Source organism: Caenispirillum bisanense, assembly GCF_900230255.1.
In the GTDB taxonomy this organism is placed as follows: Bacteria; Pseudomonadota; Alphaproteobacteria; order Rhodospirillales; family Rhodospirillaceae; genus Caenispirillum; species Caenispirillum bisanense_A.
The window spans coordinates 70,412-92,147 of record NZ_OCNJ01000005.1 but is presented as its reverse complement, the minus strand read 5'-3'; the positions used below and the strand labels follow the sequence as shown (position 1 = coordinate 92,147).

Below are 21,736 nucleotides of genomic sequence, written 5' to 3'. Positions count from 1 at the left end.
ACAGAAGCCGGAGTCCGCGCGCCCACGGGTCACCGGCCGGTCCGTCCGCCCACACGAACGGGCGGCGCATGATAACGGGCGGCCCTTCGCCCGGCAAACGGACAATCGCAGTGCAACATGATGGTCAAGGCGAGCGCAGCGCCTTGCCCAACCACCGGGCGAGCGGCCGGTAGACCAGTTCGCCGGCGCGCCGGCCGGTCATCATGCCGATGTGGCCGAGCGGCACCTGCACCGTTTCCGCCTGCGGACAGGCGGCGGCCAGCGCCAGCGCCGACTCCGGCGGCACGATGCGGTCGCGCGACGGGATGGCGAGCAGCACCCGGGCCGCGATGCGCGCCGGGTCGACGGTCTCGCCGCCGATGGTCCACAGGCCGCGGCCGGGCAGGTTGTCGGCGTACCAGCCGAACAACGTTTCGCGCGCCACCCCGGCCGTCAGCGGCACGCCGTCGTTCAGCCAGTCTTCCATCGCCACGAAGTCGCGCGCCTTGGCGCTGCCGGCGCGCATGGCGGCGAAGGCGCGGAACTTGCGCGGGATGCCGCCGGGGTCGAGGCTCGCGAACATGGCCTGCAGCAGATCGAGCGGCAATTGGTCGTGGACGTCGATGACGGTGCGCAGCGCTTCGCCGAGCGCCGCCATCACCCGCTGCTGGCGGCGGCTGCCGGCATGGAAGTCCCACGGCGCGGCCAGCGTCACCAGGGCGGCCACGGCGTCGGGCCGGCGCTGGGCCAGCGGCAGCGACAGGGTGCCGCCCATGCAGTAGCCGACGACGCCGATGCGGTCGCGCCCGCTGGCGGCGCGCACGGCGTCCACCATGGGGTCGAGGCGGCGCGTCACGTAGTCGGACAGGCCGAAGCCGCGCTCCTCCGGCCCCGGCGCGTCCCAGTCCACCAGGAAGGGCTGGAAGCCGCGGCGGGCGAGGTGGCGCATGAAGCTGCGCCGCGCCGTCAGATCGAGCACGTAGCCGCGGTTGACCAGCGACGGCACCACCAGCACCGCCGCCCCCTTGCCCTCGCCGGCGGGCGAGACGGCGCCGCCGGTCCCGCGGTAGTCGCGCAAGGCCGTGGTGCCGGCGCGCCAGACGGCCGGCGGGTCGGTCAGCGGGCGGTGGTAGGGGTGGTCGCGATAGGCCTGCACGCCGCGCAGGAAGGTGTCGAACCGCCGCCGCGCCTCGGCGTCGACCTCGGCCAGGAAGCGCCGGCGGTCATCGGGGCTTTGCAGCAGGCTGGCGATTTCGGCCAGCGGGTCGCTTCGGCTTTGGCTTTGGTCTGGGCTCGGCGGCGGCCCCGGAGTCGGCGCCGCCGGATTCGAGGTCGGCGAGGCGCTGTTCAAGCGCAGCGATCCGGCGCAGGAGGTGAGAAACGTCCACCCCTGGGTCGCCAGGTGCAGCGGCAGCGGCCGCGGCCCCTGCCGGCGCGGCGGGTGCGCCGGGGCGGCCGCCTGCGGCGGCGGGGCGAGGGTCGGCATCTCGGTCGGCACGAACGGTCGCATCGGTCGAGTCTCCGCCGGCTGGAGAAGCGGTGGCGGCGGCGGCGGGGCTCGCCGCTTCGGCGCCGCGCATGGCCTCGGCGGCGCCGCCCGCGAAGGCGGCCGCGCCCTGGGTCATCAGCGCGAAGGTGCGCGACAACGCCTCCATCATGGCGGGATCGGCGGCCATGGCGGCCATCTGGTCCTGCCACAGGTCGAGATAGCGGCGCGCCAGCGCCTCGAGGTCGGGAGCGTCGGACATGACGGGGAATATACCAAAAACCACCGTACTCTACCACGGAACCTGCCGAGAAAGGCGATATCTCTTTGGAAAAATATGGTAAGTTTGCGAAAACAGGGTCGGAGCCCAAGCGGGTAAAACACTGCGGGGAAAAGTCGGGATATGGCTGAAGCTTCCAAGTCGCCGCGCGCGCCCATCACCATCAAGAAATACGCCAATCGGCGCCTGTACAACACGGCGACCTCCAGCTACGTGACGCTGGACCACCTTTGCCAGATGGTGAAGGACAACGAGGATTTCGTGGTCTACGACGCCAAGACGGGGGAAGACATCACCCGGTCGGTGCTGACGCAGATCATCGTCGAGGAAGAAGGCAAGGGCCAGAACCTGCTGCCCATCAGCTTCCTGCGCCAGCTCATCTCGCTCTACGGCGACAGCCTGGGCGAAGTGGTGCCGCGCTACCTCGAAATGTCCATGAGCTCGTTCTACCGCAACGAAGAGCAGATGCGCACGCTGATGCAGAAGGCGGTGGAGGGCATGTTTCCCCTCCAGCAGATCGAGGAAATGAACAAGCAGAACATGGCGATCTTCGAAAGCGCCATGAAGATGTTCTCGCCCTTCTACAACGAGGGCAAGGGCGGCAAGGGCCCCGAAGGCGCCGTCGCCGGCCTCGCCGCCGGCGAGAAGTCGCGCAGCGACAACCCCGTCCAGCGCGGGCAGGAGAACATCGACGAGCTGCGCTCCCGCATGAACGCCATGCAGTCGCAGATCGACCAGCTGCTCGGCCGCACCGGCAGCCGCACCAAGTAGCACTCCCGCCGCGGCCTTGGTCGCAGTCGCGCCGCCCGGGCCTGCGCCGGGCGGCGCACGCGCCGTCATCCGTCTTCGCCGCCCGCTCCTCCCGCCAGCCGCTCGCGCCGGTCACCTTCGCGTGGCTCAATCGTTACAGGATCACCCGAGATCCTGAACAGGAGAGCCCGTGCGCCTGGTTTCCCCCGTCGCCTCCACCCACGCCGGGCCGCCCCACCGGCGGCCCGCCCCGCCGCCGGGCGCGGAGGCCGCACGGGCCGTGGCGGAGGTGGTGCGCATCACCCTGCTCGACGATGCGGGGCGCGAGGACATGCGCGATCATCTGGCGCGGCGGGCGGCTGCGGCCCGGCTCGGCTTCGCCGCCCAGTGCGCCGCCGAAGCCGCCCCGCCGCTGCCGGCACCGCTCGGGCTTCCGCACCCCGGAGCGGCGGCCGCAACCGCCTGCTACCGTGCGGTTGCGGCGGTTGCCGAAACTCCTGCCACTGCACCGCACAACCGGATGGTGCGCCGCCAGATCTGATGGCATAAGCTCATCCCCCGCCGAAAGTTATATGACCCGCCATTTTCCTTTTGCTTTCCGGGCCTTGTGCGGGGCCGGTCTACGACCTGTGGGCTGATCCCGGAGTATTAGAAGGGGCTTGCGCGACGCGATAGAAAGGCGTATCCCGGAGGTTGAAAAAACAATGCTCGCGGGATCACCTGCGGGGAAGCCGGCGACCAACGACCGGCTCGCTTACGCTCTGAGGGTCAAGGGGTAATTGTCATGAACAACATGTCCGTTCCGCGCGCCGGCAAGCCGACCAATCGCGCCACCGATACCGACAAGTACGTGGGCCAGCGCATCCGCGAACGCCGCATCATGCTCGGCCTGTCGCAGCAGCAGATGGCCGACATGATCGGCGTCACCTACCAGCAGGCCCACAAGTACGAGCGCGGCATCAACCGCATCTCGGCCGGCCGCCTGTTCGAGATCGCGCAGGTCCTCAACGTGCCGGTGAGCTACTTCTTCGAAGGCCTCGAGGACGAGCGCGGCGAGGACATGGGCCAGCGCCAGCGCATGTGCCTGGAACTCGCCCGCAACTTCAGCATGATCAACAACGAGCGCCATCAGGAGGCGCTCAGCCAACTGGCGCGCGCCCTCGCCACGGCTCCGGCTTGAGGGCACGCCACCCCTTCCGGGGGGAGGGGGAAAGCCGCCGGCTCGCGAGAGCCGGCGGCTTTGTTTTTTCAGGCAGGGAAGACGCGGGCGGTCACTGGGCGGGCGCCGGCTGGGCCGGACCCTGACCCATGCCCTGGCCCATGCCCTGGCCGGGGCCGTTCATGCCGCGCGGGCCCATGCGGCCCATCTCGTCGGGCGTGATCTTGCCGTCGTCATTGGCGTCGATCATCTCGAAGCGCGGTTCGGCGTGGGCGGCCAGCTCGTCCTTGGTCAGGGTGCGGCTGTCGTCGGCGTCGAGGCCGCGGAACATGAAGGCGCGGCGTTCGGCCATCATGTCCTTCATGGCCTCGGGCATGGCGTCGGCGTTCCAGCCGGGACCCATGCCCATGCCCATGGCCTGCGGGTCGGCGTTCACGAACTCGTCCTGGCTGACGGTGCCGTCCTTGTCGGCGTCCAGGGCGGTGAAGCGCTGGTCGTGCATGGCCTGGAACTCGGCCTTGCTGACGGCGCCGTCCTTGTCGGTGTCGAGCTGCATCATGCGCTGCTGCATGCGGCCGCCCATCATGCCCATGCCGGGGCCCATGCCGGGCTGGCCCTGGGCCATGGTCATGTGCGGACCGCCGCCATGGTGCCAGCCGTGGCCATAGCCGCCGCCGAAGGCGAGCGCCGGGGCGTCGATCACCGCAGCGGTGGCGAAGCCGATCACGGCGACGGCGGCGCTGGCGGTGAGCAGGGTCTTGAGGGTGCGTTTCATGATCCGTCTCCTGGTCTGGTCCGGCACGCCCGCGGGGAGGGGGGAAGGGGCGCGCTCCGGTTCGTCTGGCAAGGCCGTCTGTCCGACCTTGGAGACCAGTCTGCGCGGCGCCGGTAACAGGCCGATGTCCGCCACGCCGTTCCATGGTAACAGAGTGTAACCGGGGCGACCCCCGCCGGCCCGGCACGGCGGCCTTGCGTCTCGCGCAGGCGCGCTCATGTGGGAAGAACCGACTCCCCACCACGGAGGTTCCCGTCGCATGCTCCTGCGCCGTCCGCTGCCGCTCGCCCTGCTTGCCGCCCTGGCCGTGCTGTCGCCGCCGCTCGCCGCGCCGTCGGCGGCCGTCGCGCAGACGGTGGAACGGTCCGAACTGGCGACCTTCCGCATCGAGACGGTGGTGCGCGGCCTGCAGAACCCCTGGAGCCTCGCCTTCCTGCCCGACGGCGCCCTGCTGGTTACGGAACGGCCCGGCCGCCTGCGCGTGGTGCGCGACGGCGCCCTGGTGGCGGAACCGGTGCGCGGCCTGCCGGAGGTCTTCGCCGCCGGCCAGGGCGGATTGCTCGACGTCGCCCTGCACCCGGACTTCGCCGCCAACCGCCTCGTCTACGTCAGCTACGCCGGGCGCGGCGGCGACGGGGCGGGGACGGAGGTGGCGCGCGGCCGCCTGTCGGAGGACGCCACGACGCTCACCGACGTCGAGACGATCTTCGTCGCCGCGCCGAAGACGGCGGGGCGCGCCCATTACGGCTCGCGGCTGCTGTTCGCGCCCGACGGCACCCTCTACGTCACCCTCGGTGACCGCTACAGCTTCATGCAGGAGGCGCAGAACCCCGGCACCCACCTCGGCTCCATCGTGCGGATCACCGACTCGGGCGCGGTGCCGGCCGACAATCCGTTCGCGGGGCGTGCCGACGCGCGGCCGGAAGTGTTCTCCTACGGGCACCGCAACGTCCAGGGCATCGCCCTGCAGCCGGAGACCGGCCGCATCTGGGCGCACGAGCACGGCCCGCGCGGCGGCGACGAGGTCAACATCCTGAAGCCCGGCGCCAACTACGGCTGGCCGGCGGTCACCCACGGGGTCGACTACTCGGGCGCCGTGATCTCCGACCGCAAGACGGCGCCGGGCATGGAGCCGTCGGTGGTGGTGTGGGTGCCGTCCATCGCGCCGTCGGGCATGGCCTTCTACGACGGCGACGCCTTCCCGCAGTGGCGCGGCGACCTGTTCGTCGGCGCGCTGGCCGGTGCCCACCTGCGGCGGCTGGACGTGCAGGGCGACCGGGTGAACGGCCAGGAGGAACTGCTGGACGACCTGAACGAGCGCATCCGCGACGTGCGGGCCGGGCCGGACGGCTTCCTCTACGTCCTCACCGATTCGGACGATGGCCGTGTGCTGCGCCTGGTGCCGGCGTCCTGAGCTATTCCACCCGCCGTCGCACGCCCCACTCGGCCAGCCGCTCGTTCAGGTCTTCCAGGATGAAGAAGCGCGCCGAGTCGGGGTCGTAGCCGTCGGCCAGCAGGGCGTCGTAGTCGGTGAAGACGTGGCGGGCGTAGGACACCAGCGACAGCCACGCCGCCGCCTCGGCCGAGCCCTTGCGCAGGCCGGGGCTGTCCTCGGCATGGTCGAGCACCGCCTCGCGCTCGTGCCGCGGCAGGCGGGGTGCCAGGGCGGCGAGGGCGCGGGCGAGGTCGGCGCGGCGGGCGAGGCCGGCGGTCATGGCGCGCTCATGTCAGCAGTGCCCACAGCAGCGGCAGCAGGGCGGCGGTGAGCAGGCCGTTCAACCCCATGGCGAGGCCGGCGAAGGCGCCCGCCACCTCGCCGCTCTGGATGGCGCGGGCGGTGCCGATGCCGTGGCTCGCCACCCCCATGGCGACGCCGGCGGCGCGGTCGTCGGTGACGCGGGCGAGGCGCAAGAGCCAGGGGCCGAGCACGGCGCCGACGATGCCGGTCAGGATCACCAGCACGGCGGTCAGCGACGGCAGGCCGCCCAGGCGCTCGGCGATGCCCATGGCGATGGGGGTGGTGACCGATTTCGGCGCCAGCGACACCACGGTCTGCGGGCTCGCCCCCAGCGCCCAGCCCAGCAGCACCGCGCTGCCGGCGGCGGTGAGCGAGCCGCACAACAGGGCCGCCGACAAGGCCGGCAGCGACCGCCGCACCTGGGCCAGCTGGTTGTAGAGCGGAACGGCGAGCGCCACGGTGGCCGGGCCGAGCAGGAAGTGGACGAACTGCGCGCCCTCGAAGTAGGTGCGGTACTCGACGCCGGTCAGCGTCAGCAGCCCGACGATGAGCAGCACCGCCGTCAGCACCGGGTTGAGCAGCGGCGTGCGGCCCAGGCGCTCGAACAGCGCCAGGCCGATCTGGTAGGCGACGAGGGTGATGAACAGGCCGGTCAGCGGCTCCGCCGCCAGATAGACCCAGATGCTCTGCAGGTCGGTGGTCATGGCGGCGTCAGGTCCCGCCGCCGTCCGCCGGCCCGTCCGAACGCACGGGGCGGCGGCGCAGAAGCATCTGCATGATGGCGCCGGTCACCACGATGGTGATCAGGGTGGAGAGGACGAGCGCCGCGGTGATGGGCGCCCATTCCTCGGCCAGGCGCGGCAGGTGTGCCATGACGCCGACTCCGGCGGGCACGAACAGCAGCGACAGGTGGCGCAGAAGGCCCCCTGCGGTGTCGCGCAATGGATCTGGCATATCCGCCCGATAAATTAATCCTCTGGCGACCAAACCAAGGAAAAGCAAAGCCATGCCGACGACGGGACCGGGTACCGGAACCCCCGTCAGACGAACTAGTACTTCTCCGAGCAACTGGCAGCCGAGAAGAAGCGTTATGACCGTCAGTGTCATGAGGAGAACCCTCTGTACGGCTCGGCGCCACGCCGACATTGAGGCCGAGGACACTGAATCCTAATGCTTTTCCTGGGGTGTGGCACGTAGATTTGACATGTTGCGCTGCAACAAATATGGTTGCGGTGCAATATGGATGTGGAGTGAGGGAGCGACAACCGTGTGACGGTGGTCCGTCCCGCCGAAGAAATTCGGGGCTGAAGGCCGGCGTTGGGTGACGCCGGCCGGGCGGCGGTTCGGATCACGCAGGCTGCGAGGAAGCGCGTCGATGAAACGACTGAAGGCCATGGTGCTGGCCGCGATCCTGACGATCGCGCCGGCAACAGCGGAGGCGTTTTCGGCGAACGTCCCGGAGGACATCTCTTTGCCGTCCGAGGGGCTCGCCGTGTCCCGCGACGAATTGATCTGCCTGGCGCTGAACGACTACTTCGAGGCCCGCGGCGAATCGCTGCGCGGCCGGGTGGCGGTGGCGCAGGTGGTGCTGAACCGCGCGCGGGACGACCGTTTCCCGCGCGACATCTGCCAGGTGATCGGCCAGAACCTGTCGGCCGAGCAGCATCTGTGCCAGTTTTCCTGGACCTGCGACGGCCTGTCGGACGACCCGACGGACATCGACAGCTGGCGCCAGTCGCTGCTGCTGGCGGTGGCGGTGCTGCGCATCACCAACGGCATCGACGATCCGACGGGCGGCGCCCTGTGGTACCACGCCGAACACGTCCAGCCCGACTGGGCCGGGCGGCTGCAGCAGACGGCGCGCATCGGGGCGCACTGGTTCTATACCGACCGTCCGACCTTCGACGACGGCGACGTGCCCACCACCACCGACATGCTGCTGGCGTCCTTCGAGGAAGGGCCGCGGGTGGTGCCGCCGCCGCTGACCTTCGCGGAATGGGTTGAAATGACGCGCGGGCCGGAACAGATTGCGCAGCGTTGAACGAACGCACGCACACGCACTCCGACCGAAGGCACGCACACATGGCTCTACGCATCGCGGTTATGGGCGCGTCCGGCAATGCCGGCCGCGAACTCCTCCAGGTCCTGTCCGAGCGGGGCGTGCGCGGCGACGCCGTCATCCCGCTGGCGACCGGCCGGGCCGTCGGCGGGCAGGTCTCGTTCGGCGAGGACGACGTACTCGACCTCGGCGACCTCGACCGCTTCGACTTCGCGGGCGTCGACCTCGCCTACTGCGTCCTGCCCGAGCGCGACGCCAAGGCCGCCTGCACCCGCGCCGCGGCGGCCGGGGCGGCGGTGGTGGACCTGTCGGGCGCCTTCCGCCACGACCCGGCGGTGCCCATGGTGGCCGCCGACGTCAACCCGCAGGCGCTGGACAAGCTCGCCGGCCGCATCGTCGCGACCCCGCAGGTGACCACCCTCATGCTGTCGCAGGCGCTGGCGCCCATCCACGACGCCTTCTCGGTGCTGCGCTGCGTCGCCACCGTGGTCCTGCCGGTCTCCACCTACGGCCGCGGCGCCATGGACGAGCTGTTCAACCAGACGCGTGGCATCTTCGTGAACGAGCCGATCACGTCCAACCAGTCGGAATTCGCCAAGCAGATCGCCTTCAACGTCATCCCCGCCGTCGGCGGCTTCGAGAAGGGCGGCGCGACGGGCGAGGAGCAGGCGACGGCGCAGGAGATCTTCAAGATGTTCGGCGCCGACCTGGCCTGCACGGTGAATGCCGCCATGGTGCCGGTCTTCGTCGGCCAGGGCGCCTTCGTGAACATCGAGTGCGAGGACGGGTTCAACGAGGACCAGCTGCGCGCCGTCTGGCGCAAGGACGAGGGCATCTCGGTGGTCGACCACCGCCAGGAGCAGGGCGTCGTCACGCCGGCCGAAACCCACGGCGAGGACAACCTCTACATCAGCCGCGTGCGCGCCGACACCTCGGCCGACAACGCCGCCAGCTTCTGGCTGTGCGGCGACAACCTGCGCCGCCAGGCCATCAACGCGGCCCGCGTCGGCGAACTGCTGGCGGCCCGCTTCAGCCAGCCCGGCACGGCCTGAGCCGGCGGCCACAGCGACAGACGACGAGGGGGAGGATCGGGCGATGCACGTGCGGCAGGCCTGGGTGCGGGTGTTCTGCGAGCCCCGCGCCCTCGACGACACCGTGGACTTCTATCGCGGCCTGACGGGCGGCGAGGTGACGCTGCGCTACGGCTACAAGGAACAGAAGGTGCGCATGGCCGGTGTGAAGTCGCCGACCCTGTCGGTGCTGGTGGTGGCGGGGGAACCCGCCGCCCGCCGGCCCTTCGAGGCCATCGCCCTGACGCTCGAGGTCGACGACGTGGAGGCGGTGCGCAAGGCCTTCACCTACATCGGCGGCGAGGTGCTGGAGGAGAAGGCGACGGAGACGGGCGCCAAGACCCTCTTCGTCCGCCACCCGGACGGCCTGCTGGCGGAATACGTCCCGCACACGCCGACCCGGCGGACGACGGCGGCCGCGAAGGAATAGGGCGAGGGGCGCATCGCCCCTCTCTCCGTCCGGCTCGCCGCATTGGCGTGTTGAGAATGAATATCAGTTTCACTATGGTGGGCGCCTCCCGTGTCCTCGCAGCCCGCCGCCCATGCCCCGTTCCGCCCGCCACTCCCTCGAACTCGTCTTCCAGACGCACCGCCCGACCCTGATCCGGCGGCTCATGCGGCTGGTCGGCTGCGCCGCGACGGCGGAAGACCTGGTCCACGAGTCCTATCTGCGGGTCGTCGGGGCGATGGAGCGCCAGCCGGTCGAGCATGTGCCGAGCTTCCTCTTCCAGACCGCCCACAACCTCGCCCTCGATCATCTGCGGCGGCAGCGGCGCAGCGACCGCCTGTTCGACCGCGACCGCAGCGACGCCGATCTGGCGGTGGTCGCCACCACCGAGCCGTCGCCGGAAGGCCGGGCCGCCGACCGCGAGACCGTCGCCCGCCTGCTCGCCGTGCTGGCCGAGTTGCCGGAGCGGCAGCGGCAGGTGCTGCTGCTCGGCCGGGTGGAGGGGCTGAGCTACCCGCAGATCGCCGCCCGCCTCGGGGTGTCGGAGAACACGGTCTACAAGGACATGCGGGCGGCGCTCGCCCGCTGCCTCGTCCTGATGGACAACCGGTGAGTGGGAGAAACGGGTGCCCGGGACGTCTATAAATGGAGAAGCCTGCACCGCCGACCGCGCGGGCGGGCCGCGACGAGGGCAGCGGCGATGACCGGACAGCATCAGGGCGACCACGGGCCGGCGGCGGTGATGCCGCAGAGCGCACCGAGGGAGACGCCGCAGGAGCAGGCGGCGGAATGGTTCGCGCGGTCCCTGCACGACGGCACCGTCCTCGACAGCCCTGCCTTTCACGCCTGGCGCAGCGCCGACGGCGCCAATGCGGCGGCCTACGACGCCCTCGGAAGCCTGTGGCGCAGCGATGCCTTCGGGGCGGCGCTGGCCGCATCCGTCCCGCGTCCATCATCGGCGGCCGTACCGGGCCGGCGCCCTGTGCGCCCGGTTTGGATGGCCATGGCGGCGGCGGTGGCGGTCGCCGTGTCGGTGACGGTCCTCGCCGACGGGCTGCGCCATGCGGCGGTCGACCGGATGCAGGCGCTGTTCGCCGACCACGCCACCGGCGTCGGCGAGCGGCGCACCGTCGCCCTGCCGGACGGCTCGCGCATCACCCTCGACAGCGGCAGCGCCGTCGACGTGACCGCCACGCCGGCGGGGCCGCGCGTGACCGTGCTGGCCGGCGAAGCCTATTTCGAGGTGCAGCCCGTGGCGGCGGGGCAGAGCTTCACCGTGCGCACGGGCGATGCCGAGGTGCGCGTGGTCGGCACCGCCTTCACCGTCCGCGACGGCAGCGGCGCCGGAACCGACGTCAGCGTGGCGCATGGAACGGTCGCCGTGCGCAGCCAGCGTTCTGGCGAATCCGTGCGGCTGGAGGCGGGCCAGGCCGCCGCCGTCTCCCCGACGGGCCGCGTCACCGCCGCCGCGGCGGACCCCGACGGTTTCGCCTGGGTGGCCGGGCGCATCCAGTTCCACGACCGCCCGCTGCGCGCCGTGCTGGCCGACCTCGACCGTTACATTCCGGGCTTCGTGGTGCTGCTCGACGACGACCTCGGCGACCGGCCGGTGAGCGGCAGCTACCGCCTGGACGACCCCCGCGCCGTGGTCCGTGCCCTGGCCGAGGTGGTGGGCGCGCGGGTCGAAACCCTCGGCGACCACCTGATTTTCGTCCGTTCATGAATTTCCTGTAAGAGAGCGACCGCCTTCGGACGTCCCTTTGAGTAACGCGAATAGTTCGCATTCGCGACCAGAGGGAAGTTTGGAGAGCGAGAGATGGTGTTTTCGTGGGGAACTCGTAAGGCGGCATGGCTGCTGACGACGGCTCTGGTGTCCGCCGCCGCGCCCGCCGCGGCCGCGGAGCAGATCAGCCTGGGGAGCGGGGTCGAGCAGGTGGCGCAGGCGACGCCGGCTTACGACCTGTCCATCGGCGCCCAGCCGCTGAGCGCGGCGCTCGATGCCTTCGTGGCGGCGACCGGCTGGCAGCTCGGGTATGCGGCGCCGCTGGTGTCCGGCGTGCAGTCGCCTGGCGTGAGTGGCCGCATGAGCGGCGAGGCGGCGCTCGCGGCCCTCTTGTCCGGCACCGGCGTCACCTACCGCCTGACCGATCCGGCGACGGCGGTGCTGGAGGCGGTGCCGGCAGACGCCGCGGCCATGCAGCTCGACCCCATCCGCGTCGAGGCGCTGCGTTCCATCACCTCCTACGAAGGCACCGACGGCTACGTCTCCTACTTCTCGGTGGCCGCCACCAAGACCGACACGCCGGTCATCAAGACGCCGCAGTCCGTCTCGACCGTCGCCCGCGAGGAACTGCGGGCGCGCGACGTGAAGACGGTGGCCGAGGCGGTGCGTTACAGCCCCGGTGTGGTGGTCGACGGCTACGGCGTCGACCCGCGCGGCTTCGATTCCATCGCCATCCGCGGCTTCGCCTCGGCGACCACCGGGTCGTTCCGCGACGGCCTGCGCATGGACGGCAACTTCTTCGCCGCCTATACCTCCGAGCCCTACGGCCTGGAGCGCGTCGACATCATGCGCGGCCCGAGCGGTGCGGTGTACGGCCAGGCGGAAGCGGGCGGCGTCGTCGACCGCACCTCCAAGCGCCCGCGCACCGACCTGCAGCAGGAAGTCTACATCGAAGGCGGCTCGTACGAGACCGTGGAAGGCGGCTTCGACCTGGGCGGCGCCGTCACCGACGACAAGACCGTGGCGGTGCGCCTGGTCGGCGTGGCGCGCACCGGCGACACCGAGTTCGACTACAACGACGGCACCCCGCAGGAGCACGACCGCCTCTACATCGCGCCGTCGCTGACCTGGGCGCCGACCGCCGACACCAGCCTGACGCTGCTCACCGACTACATGAAGGACGACCGCTCGACCATCTTCGGCACGCTGGCGACCGAGGCGGGCCGCACCAACGTGGTGCCCGGCGAGCCCGGCTTCGACCGCTTCGAGCAGGAGCAGGCCAGCATCGGCACCTTCCTGACCCACCGCTTCAACGAGTCCTGGCAGTTCCGCCAGAGCGCCCGCTACACCCATATCGACGTCGACTACCAGACGGTCGCGGCCAACTACGTGGAGCCCGACGGCCGCACGCTGCAGCGCTACGTCTGGGCGTCGCCGGACGTGCTCGACCAGTTCACCATCGACAACCAGCTGGAGACCCGCTTCGACGCCGGCCCGACCGCGCATGTCGTCCTGCTCGGCGCCGACTACAGCCACAGCACCGACAGCTTCAGCTACTACAACGGCGCCGTCGCGCCGCTCGACCTGACCGATGTCCGCTATTCGGGCGCCGTGCTGCCCGCGCCCTACCAGGTGACGGAACAGACGCTGGAGCAGGCCGGCCTCTACCTGCAGGACCAGATCACCTTCTACGAGGACTGGGTGCTGACGCTCGGCGGCCGCTACAGCTGGGTGGAGCAGACCACCGAGCAGAAGCTGGCCGGCACCACCGAAGAGAAGAAGGACAGCGCCTTCACCGGCCGCCTCGGCCTCAGCTACGTGTTCGACAACGGCGTCGCGCCCTACGTCGCCTATACCGAAGGCTTCACGCCGACGGAGGGCACCGACCTGTCGGGCGAGTCCTTCGAGCCGCAGGACTCCAAGCAGTACGAGGTCGGCGTGAAGTACCAGCCGCCGGCCACCAACGCCCTGTTCACGGCCGCCGTCTACCAGCTGACCAAGACCAACGTGCTGACCCGCGACCCGTCCAACATCAACGCCTCGGTGCAGGCGGGCGAGGTGCGGGCGCGCGGCCTGGAACTGGAAGCCAAGGCCAGCCTGTTCACCGGCTGGGACGTGGCGCTCGCCTACGCCTATACCGACGCCGAGGTCACCAAGAGCAACGACATCGACCTCGGCAAGGTGCCGGTGCAGGTGCCCGAGCACACCGCCTCGGGCTGGCTGACCTACACCATCGACACCGGTCCGCTGGCCGGCCTGACGCTCGGCGGCGGCCTGCGCTACGTGGGTTCGGCCTTCAACGACCGCGCCAATACATCGAAGGCCGACGACTACACGCTGGTCGACGCCATGCTCAGCTACGAGCTGACCGACAGCGCCACCCTGCAGGTCAACGCCAACAACCTGTTCGACACCGAGTACGTCACCACCTGCGCCTTCAACGCCTGCTACTACGGTCCCGGCATGCGGGTGAACGCCCGCGTCACCTACGCCTGGTAAGGGGGAGGAGAAGCCGTCATGCGTTCCGTCCTGGTCGTCCTCCATCGCTACGTCGGCCTCGCCATGGCCCTGTTCCTGGCCGCGGCCGGTCTCACCGGATCGATCCTCGCCTTCCATCACGAGATCGACGAGGTGCTGAACCCGCAGTTCTACGAGGCGCCGGGGCAGGGCACGCCGCTCGGTCTGGCCGCCCTGGCCGACCGGGCGGCGGCGGATCATCCGTCGCTGTCCATCATCTACGTGGAAAGCGAGCACGAACCCGGCCATGCCGCCCTCGCCGTCGGCCAGCCCAAGCCCGACCCGGCGACGGGCGCCATCCCCGAAGTCGCCTACGACTGGGTCTACCTCGACCCGGTCACGGGCGACACGCTCGCCACCCGCAAGTGGGGCGAGTGCTGCCTGGAGGCCGAGAACCTCATCCCCTTCGTCTACGAGTTCCACCACACCCTGATGCTGCCCGAGGTCACGGGGCTGGTGTTCATGGGGGTGATCGCCATCCTGTGGACGCTCGACTGCTTCACCGGCGTCGCCTTGACGCTGCCGCCGGGGCGCCCGTTCTTCGTCCGCTGGAAGACGGCGTGGCGCATCAAGCGCGGCGCCGGCGCCTATCGCCTCAACGTCGACCTGCATCGCGCGGCGTCGTTGTGGCTGTGGCTTCTGCTGCTGCCCATCGCCGTCAGCTCCATCGCCATGAACCTGCCCGACCAGGTGTTCCGCCCGGTGGTCAACCTGTTCTCGCCGGTGGCGCCGACGGTGTGGCACGAGCGCGGACAGCAGCCGCCCGGCAGCCTCGGCGAGGTGCGCCTCGATTACGCCGAGATCGAGGCGCGGGCGGCGGAGGAGGCGTCCCGTCGCGGGCTCACCCATCCGGTGCAGGCCATCTTCCTGGCGCGGGAGCTGAACTATTACGCCGCCGGCATCGGCGACCACCACGACCTCGCCCTCGGCAGCCCGTGGCTCTATTTCGACGGCACCGACGGCCGCCTGATCCGCGCCGACGTCCCCGGCGAGGGCACCGCCGGCGAGGTCTTCATGCAGCTGCAGACGCCCATCCACGGCGGCCGCATCGCCGGCCTGCCGGGGCGCATCGCCGTCGCCGTCCTCGGCCTCGTCATCACCGGCCTGTCGGTGACGGGGGTCGTCATCTGGTGGAAGAAGCGCCGCGCCCGCGTCGACCGCGCCCGCCGGGCGGCGGTGCGCGGTGGCGCCACGGCGAGGCCGGCGGAACACCGCGCCGGCGGCTGACGCCTATTCGAACAGCGCCGGCAGGGCGAAGGCGGCGGTGTCGCCGGCGGGCAGGAAGGCCAGGCTCGCCAGCACGCCGATGCCGAACAGCACCAGGATCACGCCGGACCCGCGGTTCAGCCACAGGAGCCACGTCTCCGAGAACTTGTGGCGGACCGCGCCGGCGAGCGCGCTCAGGACCAGCCACCACAGCGCCGAGCCGACGAACACGCCGCCGATGAGCAGCGTCGCGTCCATGCGGTCCTCGGTGACGTGCACCGCGCCCATGGAGGCGAAGACCGCCATGAAGGCGAGGATGGTCGCCGGGTTGGTCAGCGTCAGCACGAACGACGACGAGAAGTCGCGCACCAGCCCCAGGTGGACCTGCGGCGTCTGCCACAGGGTCGGCTTCAGGCGCACCGTGTGCAGGCCGAGGCCGATGAGGAAGACGCCGCCGATCAGCGACAGCAGCGTGCGGTGCTCCATCAGGAAGTCCGACACCAGCGTCAGGCCGAGGCCGGCGACGGCGCCGTAGAAGGTGTCGGCGACGGCGGCCCCGAGGCCGGCCACCCAGGCGGCGAAGCGCCCGTCGGCGAGGGCCCGGCGGATGCACAGGAGGCCGACGGGCCCCACTGGCGCGGCGATGGCGAAGCCGACGGCGATGCCTCTGAGGAAGAGATAATCCATGCCTGTGGTCGTCGAGCCTTCCCTGCTGACGGCGGAAGAACGGCGCCGACCTTAGCGCCATCGGGCCGCCGGTGCGACTATTTCGATCCCGGCCGGCGGGGCGCCGTCAGGACGGCCGGCCCGCCGCGACCGCCGTCGACGCCGCCCGTGAAGTCGTCGCGGTCGATCTGCTCCTGCGTCATCTCGTACTCCCGCGGGGCCTGGGGGGCGGTGGGCTGGACGTCCCGGCCGCGCCGGTCGGGCCCGCGATAGAGCGGGTCGTCCCGGCGGCGGCGATCGGGGCCGAAGTAGGTCTTGGTGCGAACGTATCGGCGCGGACTTTCGATCACGGCGCGCATGCGGCTGAACAGGCCGGCGGCCGAGAACGGCTTCACCAGATACTCGTTCACCCCGGCGTCGCGCGCCGCCAGCACGTGGAACCGGGTGGCGTGGGCCGAGATCATCACCACGGGCAGGAACGGATTGGGGCTGTCCATGCCGGTGCGGACGAGGCGCGTGAATTCGATGCCGTCCAGGTGCGGCAGGTCGAAGTCGGTGAACACCAGGTCGGGCATGCGGTGGCGCACCATCTCCAGCGCCTCGACGCCGTCGACCGCCTCCTGGATCTCGCCGACCGTCAGGGCGCGCAGGGTGGTGCGCATGAGCTGGCGCGAGAAGGTGTTGTCCTCCGCCACCAGCACGATCACGTTGGACAGGTCCAATCCCGCCATGATGCGGCGCCGTCTCCCTCAGTCCGCGGCGCCGGCCAGCACGACGCGGTCGCGACCGCGCCGCTTGGCTTCGTAGAGCGCGGCGTCCGCCGCCTTGATGATGCGCTCGTAGTCGGGATGGCCGTCGTGCAGGGCGGCGCCGACGGAAACGGTGACGGCGAGCTGGCGGCCCTCGGGCAGCGTCACCGGGTGATTGGCCACCGCGTCGCGGACCTGCTCGGCCTTGGCGGCCAGGGCCGGGGCGTCCATTTCGGCGAGCAGCACCAGGAACTCCTCGCCGCCGTAGCGGAACACGAAGTCGCCGGCGCGCACGGTGCTCATGAGCAGTTCCGATAGGGTGGTCAGCACGCGGTCGCCGCAGTCGTGACCGTGGGTGTCGTTGATCTGCTTGAAGTGGTCGGCATCGATGAGCAGCACGCCGAAGGGCTTGCCGTGCCGCAGGCTCATGGCCACTTCGCGCTGGAAGATGGCCGGCATGAAGCGGCGGGTGAGCAGCCGGGTGAGGCTGTCGCGGCCGCTTTCCATCTCGACGGCGCGGGCGGTGATGGAGCCGAGCAGGTAGGAGATTTCCGTCACGTCGCGGTCGAGCTGGCGCACGAAGGTCGCCCCCACGGCCTCGCCGCCGGCGGCGACGGCGGCGTCCACCCGCTCCGTCACCTCGTGCACGCGCGCCCGCAGGGCGTCCAGTTCGGGCGCCGCGCCGAAGGTGAGCTCCGCCTTGTGGTTCAGCCACAGGCCGAAGTCGCTGGTTTCGAGCGACGGCACCGACGGCGGCGCGTCGCCGCGCTCGTAGAGCCCGACCACCACGGTGCGCAGCCAGTCGAGCAGCGAGCCCTTCAGCCGCTCGCTCTCGAAGGCGAGGTTCTGGCCCGACATGAACATCTTCAGCGACTGCTGGTGGCGCACGTTGCCGACCAGATCGCCGATGTAGGCCTCGTGCATGGTGTCCGTCAGGGTGTCGAGCAGCTCGCCGATGAACAGGACGGCGTCGGCCACCTCGGCCGGCGGCAGGGAGGCCTCGGCCACCAGCCGGCGCGTCAGGTCGCGCTTGATGACGCGCATGCCGGCGGGGATGAGCGTCAGCGGGATGTTGATGCGGGCGTGCACGCTGCCGACGTGGAAGTTGGTGGCGACCACGGCGCGCACGTCGTCCTCCACGGCGATGGCGAACACCGCCTGCAGCCACTTGGCCATGGAACCGCGCAGGCGCGTCTGCACCAGGTCGTGGCTGAGGAAGGTGGCCGCGGCGGGATCCCGCATCAGGGTGTCGTAGAACACCTCGGCCAGGGCGTCGGAGTCGCGGCGGGCGATGTCGGCCACGCGCGTCCGCAGGCCGGGATCGGCACTGCGCCAGATGCGCCACAGACCCTCCACCGTGCGGGTGGTGATGTCGTCGATGCGTGCCCGTCCTGGCATGGCGCAAACCCCCTCTTGACCCCTCGTTCGCACCCTATCCCAAAGAAGGCGCGGGAGTAAGGCCTTTGGGTGGGCGATTATCGGAAGGGGTGGGCTGCGCCTTTTGCCGGTCGAACCACCCGCCGCCGGTCCCCGGTCTGCTGGGGCCGGCGCCGTCGCGCGTCAGGCCGGCACCGCCAGCGCTTCGCAGCGGAAGCGGCGGGTGGGGGCGGCGAGGGCGTCCTGGGCGGTGATCAGGCTCAGTTCCCGCTCGCCGGCCGCCGCCGTCGCCTCGAACACGGCGAACAGGGCGTTGACCGCCTGCTCCAGCGCCGCGGGCACGGCGCGGCTCTTCAGCCAGTGGCCGAGGAACAGGGCGGCGAAGGCGTCGCCCGAGCCGGTGGGCGGATGGCTGAGGCGGATGCGCGGCGTGCCGATGAGCCAGGCGCCCTCGGCGGTGCGGGCCAGCACCTCGATGCGTTCGGGGTCGCCGTCGTCGCGCCGGACCGACGTCACCAGCACGATCCCCGGACCGCGTGCCCGCAGCGCATCGGCGGCGGCGACGATCTGCGGCAGGGTGGCGCAGGGCAGGCCGGTCAGCAGCTCCAGCTCGAACTGGTTGGGCGTGGTGATGTCGGCCTGCGGCACCACCGCCTCGCGCATGAGGTCGGGGATGTCGGGCTTCACGTAGAGCCCGCCCGGCCCGCCGGTGGCGTCGTGGTCGCCCATCACCGGGTCGCAGCAGTAGACGGCCGCCGGGTTGCGGTCCTTGGCCAGCGCCGCCGCCTCCACCACCGCATGGCCGATGGCGGCGTCGCCCAGGTAGCCCGACAGCACGGCGTCGCAGCGGCCGAGCACGCCGCGCTCGGCGATGCCGGTCACGGTGTCGCGCACCAGGTCGGCGCCCAGCACGGTGCCGCGCACGGTCTCGTAGCCCGTGTGGTTGGAGAAATGCACGGTGTGGACGGGCCACACCTCGTTGCCGAGGCGCTGCAGCGGAAACACCGCCGCCGAGTTGCCGACGTGGCCGTAGGCGACATGCGACTGGATGGAGAGAATCGCCACGAGTGGCTCCTTCCCGAAGCGGAATGCGCAGAGTGGACGGAGCCGATCATAGGGCGCCCGACTCGCGCCGCAACGGCCATTTCCCCCGCCGCCCGCATGGACACTGCGGTCGAGGCTTCGATTATGACCGTATCAGCCGCATTTCCTGTTCGATTGTTTCAAAGAGCGCTTGTCGCGGCCGGGCCGGTCGGATACGTTGCGCCGCAGCATCCTACCCGCCATCCGTCCGAGAAGGGAGAACAAGTCCCATGGCAACCGTGTCCCGCCCGCGCCGCAGCGTTCTCTACATGCCGGGCTCCAACACCCGTGCGCTGGAGAAGGCCCAGGGCCTCGCCGCCGACGGCCTGATCCTCGACCTCGAGGACGCCGTCGCCCCCGACGCTAAGGTCGAGGCCCGCGCCAACGTGGTCGCCGCCGCCGGCTCCTACGGCCAGCGCGAGGTGCTGATCCGCGTCAACGGCCTGAACACCGCGTGGGGCTTCGAGGACATCGCCGCCGCCGCCGGCTCCGCCGCCCACGGCATCCTGCTGCCCAAGGTGGAAAGCGCCGACGCCGTGCGCATGGCGGAAGCCATCATGGTCAACGCCGGCGCCCGGCCCGACATGGCCATCTGGTGCATGATGGAAACGCCGCTCGGCATCCTGCACGCCGAGGAGATCGCGGCGGCCAGCCCCCGCCTCGGCGGCTTCGTCATGGGCACGTCGGACCTCGCCAAGGACCTGCACGCCGAGCACACGCCCATGCGGCTGCCGTTCGTCACCTCGCTCGGCCTGTGCATGCTGGCGGCCCGCGCCTACGGCCTCGCCATGCTCGACGGCGTCTACCTGAACCTGTCCGACGACGAGGGCTTCAAGGACCACTGCCGCCAGGGCCGCGAGTTCGGCTTCGACGGCAAGACCCTGATCCACCCCAAGACCATCGACGCCGCCAACGAGGCCTTCGCGCCGTCGCCGGCCGAGGTGGAGTGGTCGCGCAAGATCATCGACGCCCACGCCGCCGCCACCGCCGAGGGCAAGGGCGTCGTGGTGGTCGACGGCAAGCTGGTGGAGAACCTGCATGTCGTGAACGCCAAGCGCCTGGTGGCGCTGGCCGACCAGATCGAGGCGCTGAAGGCCGCGGCGGGCTGAGGCTACGCCGCTCCTTTTTTGAACCACCAAGGCACCAAGACACCAAGGCTGCCGCCGTGGCGGCAAGGCGCGAGGGAGGGGAGGCCCTCCCTCGCGCTCCCTCCATTCAGTGTCATGCCCGGGCTCGACCCGGGCATCTCCCAGAGCGGAGGGAGATGGCCGGATCAAGTCCGGCCATGACGAGCTGAGAGCGGTTCTTGGTGTCTTTGTGTCTTGGTGGTTCCTCAACAACGCACGCCAGCAACGGGACGAGCCCCCATGACCACCAAGACCAACCAGGGCAACTACTTCGAGGACTTCCGCATCGGCCAGCAGCTGGTGCACGCCACGCCGCGCACCGTGACCGAGGGCGACGTCGCGCTCTACACGGCGCTCTACGGGCCGCGCTTCGTGGTGCAGTCTTCCGCAGTCGCCGCCATGGACATCGGCTTCGAGGACGCGCCGGTGGACGACCTGCTGGTGTTCCACGTCGCCTTCGGCAAGACCGTGCCCGACGTGTCGCTCAACGCCGTCGCCAACCTGGGCTATGCCGACGGCCGCTTCGGCGTGCCCGTCTATGCCGGCGACACCATCCGCACGGTGTCGGAGGTGATCGGCCTGAAGGAGAACTCCAACGGCAAGACCGGCGTCGTCTACGTCCGCTCGCGCGCCGTCAACCAGCGCGACGAGATGGTGGTGGACTACGTGCGCTGGGTGATGGTCAACAAGAAGGACCACAGCAAGCCGGCGCCCGAGACCGTGGTGCCCGACCTGCCGGCGGTGGTGGCGCCCGAGTCGCTGCGTCTGCCGGTCGGCCTCAACCTGGAAGGCTACGACTTCGCCGGCGCCGGCTCGTCGTTCTGCTGGGAGGACTACGCGGTCGGCGAGAAGATCGACCACGTCGACGGCATGACCATCGAGGAGGCGGAGCACATGATGGCCACCCGCCTCTACCAGAACACCGCCAAGGTGCACTTCAACCAGTTCGAGCAGGCCAAGGGCCGCTTCGGCAAGCGCCTCATCTATGGCGGCCACGTCATCAGCCTGGCCCGCGCGCTGTCGTTCAACGGCCTGGAGAACGCCTTCAAGGTGGTCGCCATCAACGCCGGCAGCCACTGCAACCCGACCTTCGCCGGCGACACCATCCACGCCTGGACGGAAGTGCTCGGCACCTACGAGATCCACGAGCGCCATGATCTGGGCGCCCTGCGCCTGCGTACCGTCGCGACGAAGGACAAGCCGTGCGCCGATTTCCCCTACAAGGACGCGGACGGCAAGTACGACCCGCAGGTGGTGCTCGACTTCGACTACACGGTGCTGATGCCGCGCCGCGCGGTCTGACCCACCCGGCGGGGTGGGGGCGGCCCGGCCGCAGGCCCACCCCGCCGACGTTGACACCGCGGGGGCGAGGGGCTAAACCTTTCGCCGCATTGCCGCATGACTCCAGGCGTCTCCCGGAACGCCAGATCGAGGGGGCGGGGCGGCCACGGCGGGGTGACCCGGCGCGGACGTCCCGGACGGAGTCGGGCGCGGCCTCCTCCCCGAGGGGAGGGGCGGGTCGCGTCCTTGCCGAGAGTTTCGGC

22 protein-coding genes are annotated in these 21,736 nt (G+C 70.7%); 13 read left to right on the top strand and 9 right to left on the bottom strand.

Annotated features, from left to right (window positions below):
• Positions 1–124: 124 nt before the first annotated feature.
• Complete coding sequence (locus tag CRP50_RS12330; protein ID WP_245913462.1) at positions 125–1,489, bottom strand: alpha/beta fold hydrolase; 1,365 nt, start codon at positions 1,487–1,489, stop codon at positions 125–127.
• A 379-nt stretch (positions 1,490–1,868) separates the two neighbouring features.
• Between CRP50_RS12330 and phaR the strand changes: the two genes are divergently transcribed.
• The 3 genes from phaR to CRP50_RS12315 all read left to right on the top strand — a co-directional run bounded on the left by phaR (position 1,869) and on the right by CRP50_RS12315 (position 3,675).
• Positions 1,869–2,516, top strand: coding sequence for a polyhydroxyalkanoate synthesis repressor PhaR (phaR, locus tag CRP50_RS12325; protein ID WP_097279472.1), 648 nt, complete (start codon positions 1,869–1,871; stop codon positions 2,514–2,516).
• 169 nt (positions 2,517–2,685) lie between these two features.
• Positions 2,686–3,036, top strand: a complete 351-nt coding sequence (locus CRP50_RS12320) for a hypothetical protein (RefSeq protein ID WP_097279471.1) — start codon at positions 2,686–2,688, stop codon at positions 3,034–3,036.
• Positions 3,037–3,279: 243 nt separating this feature from the next.
• Positions 3,280–3,675, top strand: a complete 396-nt coding sequence (locus CRP50_RS12315) for a helix-turn-helix domain-containing protein (protein ID WP_097279470.1) — start codon at positions 3,280–3,282, stop codon at positions 3,673–3,675.
• Between the two features lie 91 nt (positions 3,676–3,766).
• On the opposite strand, the gene CRP50_RS12310 is transcribed toward CRP50_RS12315, so the two are convergent.
• Positions 3,767–4,429 carry an EF-hand domain-containing protein gene (locus CRP50_RS12310; RefSeq protein WP_176525144.1) on the bottom strand — a complete coding sequence of 221 codons (663 nt, stop codon included), beginning with the start codon at positions 4,427–4,429 and terminating at the stop codon, positions 3,767–3,769.
• A gap of 259 nt (positions 4,430–4,688) precedes the next feature.
• Between CRP50_RS12310 and CRP50_RS12305 the strand changes: the two genes are divergently transcribed.
• Positions 4,689–5,843, top strand: a complete 1,155-nt coding sequence (locus CRP50_RS12305) for a PQQ-dependent sugar dehydrogenase (RefSeq protein ID WP_097279468.1) — start codon at positions 4,689–4,691, stop codon at positions 5,841–5,843.
• A gap of 1 nt (position 5,844) precedes the next feature.
• Here CRP50_RS12305 and CRP50_RS12300 read toward each other — a convergent pair whose 3' ends face one another.
• The 3 genes from CRP50_RS12300 to CRP50_RS12290 are packed head-to-tail and all read right to left on the bottom strand — an operon-like array spanning position 5,845 to position 7,274.
• On the bottom strand, positions 5,845–6,144 hold the full coding sequence (locus CRP50_RS12300; RefSeq protein WP_097279467.1) for a DUF2293 domain-containing protein: 300 nt from the start codon (positions 6,142–6,144) through the stop codon (positions 5,845–5,847).
• Between the two features lie 7 nt (positions 6,145–6,151).
• Positions 6,152–6,871 carry an LrgB family protein gene (locus CRP50_RS12295; protein ID WP_097279466.1) on the bottom strand — a complete coding sequence of 240 codons (720 nt, stop codon included), beginning with the start codon at positions 6,869–6,871 and terminating at the stop codon, positions 6,152–6,154.
• 7 nt (positions 6,872–6,878) lie between these two features.
• Positions 6,879–7,274, bottom strand: coding sequence for a CidA/LrgA family protein (locus CRP50_RS12290; RefSeq protein WP_097279776.1), 396 nt, complete (start codon positions 7,272–7,274; stop codon positions 6,879–6,881).
• Between the two features lie 268 nt (positions 7,275–7,542).
• On the opposite strand from CRP50_RS12290, the gene CRP50_RS12285 reads away from it, so the two are divergent.
• The 7 genes from CRP50_RS12285 (at position 7,543) to CRP50_RS12255 (ending at position 15,211) form a co-directional block, all read left to right on the top strand.
• Positions 7,543–8,208 (top strand): cell wall hydrolase, encoded by a 666-nt coding sequence (locus CRP50_RS12285; protein ID WP_245913461.1) that lies wholly within the window; start codon positions 7,543–7,545, stop codon positions 8,206–8,208.
• 41 nt (positions 8,209–8,249) lie between these two features.
• The gene (locus CRP50_RS12280) at positions 8,250–9,278 is read left to right on the top strand and encodes an aspartate-semialdehyde dehydrogenase (protein ID WP_097279465.1); all 1,029 of its coding nucleotides are present in this window, start codon (positions 8,250–8,252) and stop codon (positions 9,276–9,278) included.
• A 43-nt stretch (positions 9,279–9,321) separates the two neighbouring features.
• Positions 9,322–9,726, top strand: coding sequence for a VOC family protein (locus CRP50_RS12275; RefSeq protein ID WP_097279464.1), 405 nt, complete (start codon positions 9,322–9,324; stop codon positions 9,724–9,726).
• 112 nt (positions 9,727–9,838) lie between these two features.
• The gene (locus CRP50_RS12270; protein ID WP_097279463.1) at positions 9,839–10,357 is read left to right on the top strand and encodes an RNA polymerase sigma factor; all 519 of its coding nucleotides are present in this window, start codon (positions 9,839–9,841) and stop codon (positions 10,355–10,357) included.
• Between the two features lie 87 nt (positions 10,358–10,444).
• Positions 10,445–11,467: a FecR family protein gene (locus CRP50_RS12265; RefSeq protein WP_097279462.1), complete on the top strand. Its 1,023-nt coding sequence runs from the start codon at positions 10,445–10,447 to the stop codon at positions 11,465–11,467.
• Positions 11,468–11,560: 93 nt separating this feature from the next.
• The gene (locus CRP50_RS12260; protein ID WP_097279461.1) at positions 11,561–13,966 is read left to right on the top strand and encodes a TonB-dependent siderophore receptor; all 2,406 of its coding nucleotides are present in this window, start codon (positions 11,561–11,563) and stop codon (positions 13,964–13,966) included.
• Positions 13,967–13,984: 18 nt separating this feature from the next.
• Positions 13,985–15,211: a PepSY-associated TM helix domain-containing protein gene (locus CRP50_RS12255; protein ID WP_097279460.1), complete on the top strand. Its 1,227-nt coding sequence runs from the start codon at positions 13,985–13,987 to the stop codon at positions 15,209–15,211.
• Positions 15,212–15,214: 3 nt separating this feature from the next.
• On the opposite strand, the gene CRP50_RS12250 is transcribed toward CRP50_RS12255, so the two are convergent.
• From CRP50_RS12250 to pdxY, 4 genes are all read right to left on the bottom strand, one after another.
• Entirely contained in the window at positions 15,215–15,877 is a 663-nt protein-coding gene (locus CRP50_RS12250; protein ID WP_097279459.1) for a LysE family translocator, read from the bottom strand.
• Between the two features lie 77 nt (positions 15,878–15,954).
• Positions 15,955–16,587, bottom strand: a complete 633-nt coding sequence (locus tag CRP50_RS12245) for a response regulator (RefSeq protein WP_097279458.1) — start codon at positions 16,585–16,587, stop codon at positions 15,955–15,957.
• Positions 16,588–16,605: 18 nt separating this feature from the next.
• Complete coding sequence (locus tag CRP50_RS12240) at positions 16,606–18,003, bottom strand: diguanylate cyclase (RefSeq protein WP_097279457.1); 1,398 nt, start codon at positions 18,001–18,003, stop codon at positions 16,606–16,608.
• A gap of 162 nt (positions 18,004–18,165) precedes the next feature.
• Entirely contained in the window at positions 18,166–19,047 is an 882-nt protein-coding gene (gene pdxY, locus CRP50_RS12235; RefSeq protein WP_097279456.1) for a pyridoxal kinase PdxY, read from the bottom strand.
• Between the two features lie 248 nt (positions 19,048–19,295).
• On the opposite strand from pdxY, the gene CRP50_RS12230 reads away from it, so the two are divergent.
• Both CRP50_RS12230 and CRP50_RS12225 read left to right on the top strand, forming a co-directional pair.
• Positions 19,296–20,174, top strand: a complete 879-nt coding sequence (locus tag CRP50_RS12230; RefSeq protein ID WP_097279455.1) for an HpcH/HpaI aldolase/citrate lyase family protein — start codon at positions 19,296–19,298, stop codon at positions 20,172–20,174.
• A gap of 258 nt (positions 20,175–20,432) precedes the next feature.
• Entirely contained in the window at positions 20,433–21,494 is a 1,062-nt protein-coding gene (locus CRP50_RS12225) for a MaoC family dehydratase (RefSeq protein WP_097279454.1), read from the top strand.
• The last annotated feature ends 242 nt before the right edge of the window (positions 21,495–21,736 follow it).

Excerpts from the sequence above, each read along its gene's own strand:
- CRP50_RS12330 (WP_245913462.1), bottom strand. The coding sequence starts at position 1,489 with ATGCGACCGTTCGTGCCGACCGAGATGCCGACCCTCGCCCCGCCGCCG.
- phaR (WP_097279472.1), top strand. The coding sequence starts at position 1,869 with ATGGCTGAAGCTTCCAAGTCGCCGCGCGCGCCCATCACCATCAAGAAA.
- CRP50_RS12315 (WP_097279470.1), top strand. The coding sequence starts at position 3,280 with ATGAACAACATGTCCGTTCCGCGCGCCGGCAAGCCGACCAATCGCGCC.
- CRP50_RS12310 (WP_176525144.1), bottom strand. The coding sequence starts at position 4,429 with ATGAAACGCACCCTCAAGACCCTGCTCACCGCCAGCGCCGCCGTCGCC.
- CRP50_RS12305 (WP_097279468.1), top strand. The coding sequence starts at position 4,689 with ATGCTCCTGCGCCGTCCGCTGCCGCTCGCCCTGCTTGCCGCCCTGGCC.
- CRP50_RS12300 (WP_097279467.1), bottom strand. The coding sequence starts at position 6,144 with ATGACCGCCGGCCTCGCCCGCCGCGCCGACCTCGCCCGCGCCCTCGCC.
- CRP50_RS12295 (WP_097279466.1), bottom strand. The coding sequence starts at position 6,871 with ATGACCACCGACCTGCAGAGCATCTGGGTCTATCTGGCGGCGGAGCCG.
- CRP50_RS12290 (WP_097279776.1), bottom strand. The coding sequence starts at position 7,274 with ATGACACTGACGGTCATAACGCTTCTTCTCGGCTGCCAGTTGCTCGGA.
- CRP50_RS12285 (WP_245913461.1), top strand. The coding sequence starts at position 7,543 with ATGAAACGACTGAAGGCCATGGTGCTGGCCGCGATCCTGACGATCGCG.
- CRP50_RS12280 (WP_097279465.1), top strand. The coding sequence starts at position 8,250 with ATGGCTCTACGCATCGCGGTTATGGGCGCGTCCGGCAATGCCGGCCGC.
- CRP50_RS12275 (WP_097279464.1), top strand. The coding sequence starts at position 9,322 with ATGCACGTGCGGCAGGCCTGGGTGCGGGTGTTCTGCGAGCCCCGCGCC.
- CRP50_RS12270 (WP_097279463.1), top strand. The coding sequence starts at position 9,839 with ATGCCCCGTTCCGCCCGCCACTCCCTCGAACTCGTCTTCCAGACGCAC.
- CRP50_RS12265 (WP_097279462.1), top strand. The coding sequence starts at position 10,445 with ATGACCGGACAGCATCAGGGCGACCACGGGCCGGCGGCGGTGATGCCG.
- CRP50_RS12260 (WP_097279461.1), top strand. The coding sequence starts at position 11,561 with ATGGTGTTTTCGTGGGGAACTCGTAAGGCGGCATGGCTGCTGACGACG.
- CRP50_RS12255 (WP_097279460.1), top strand. The coding sequence starts at position 13,985 with ATGCGTTCCGTCCTGGTCGTCCTCCATCGCTACGTCGGCCTCGCCATG.
- CRP50_RS12250 (WP_097279459.1), bottom strand. The coding sequence starts at position 15,877 with ATGGATTATCTCTTCCTCAGAGGCATCGCCGTCGGCTTCGCCATCGCC.
- CRP50_RS12245 (WP_097279458.1), bottom strand. The coding sequence starts at position 16,587 with ATGGCGGGATTGGACCTGTCCAACGTGATCGTGCTGGTGGCGGAGGAC.
- CRP50_RS12240 (WP_097279457.1), bottom strand. The coding sequence starts at position 18,003 with ATGCCAGGACGGGCACGCATCGACGACATCACCACCCGCACGGTGGAG.
- CRP50_RS12230 (WP_097279455.1), top strand. The coding sequence starts at position 19,296 with ATGGCAACCGTGTCCCGCCCGCGCCGCAGCGTTCTCTACATGCCGGGC.
- CRP50_RS12225 (WP_097279454.1), top strand. The coding sequence starts at position 20,433 with ATGACCACCAAGACCAACCAGGGCAACTACTTCGAGGACTTCCGCATC.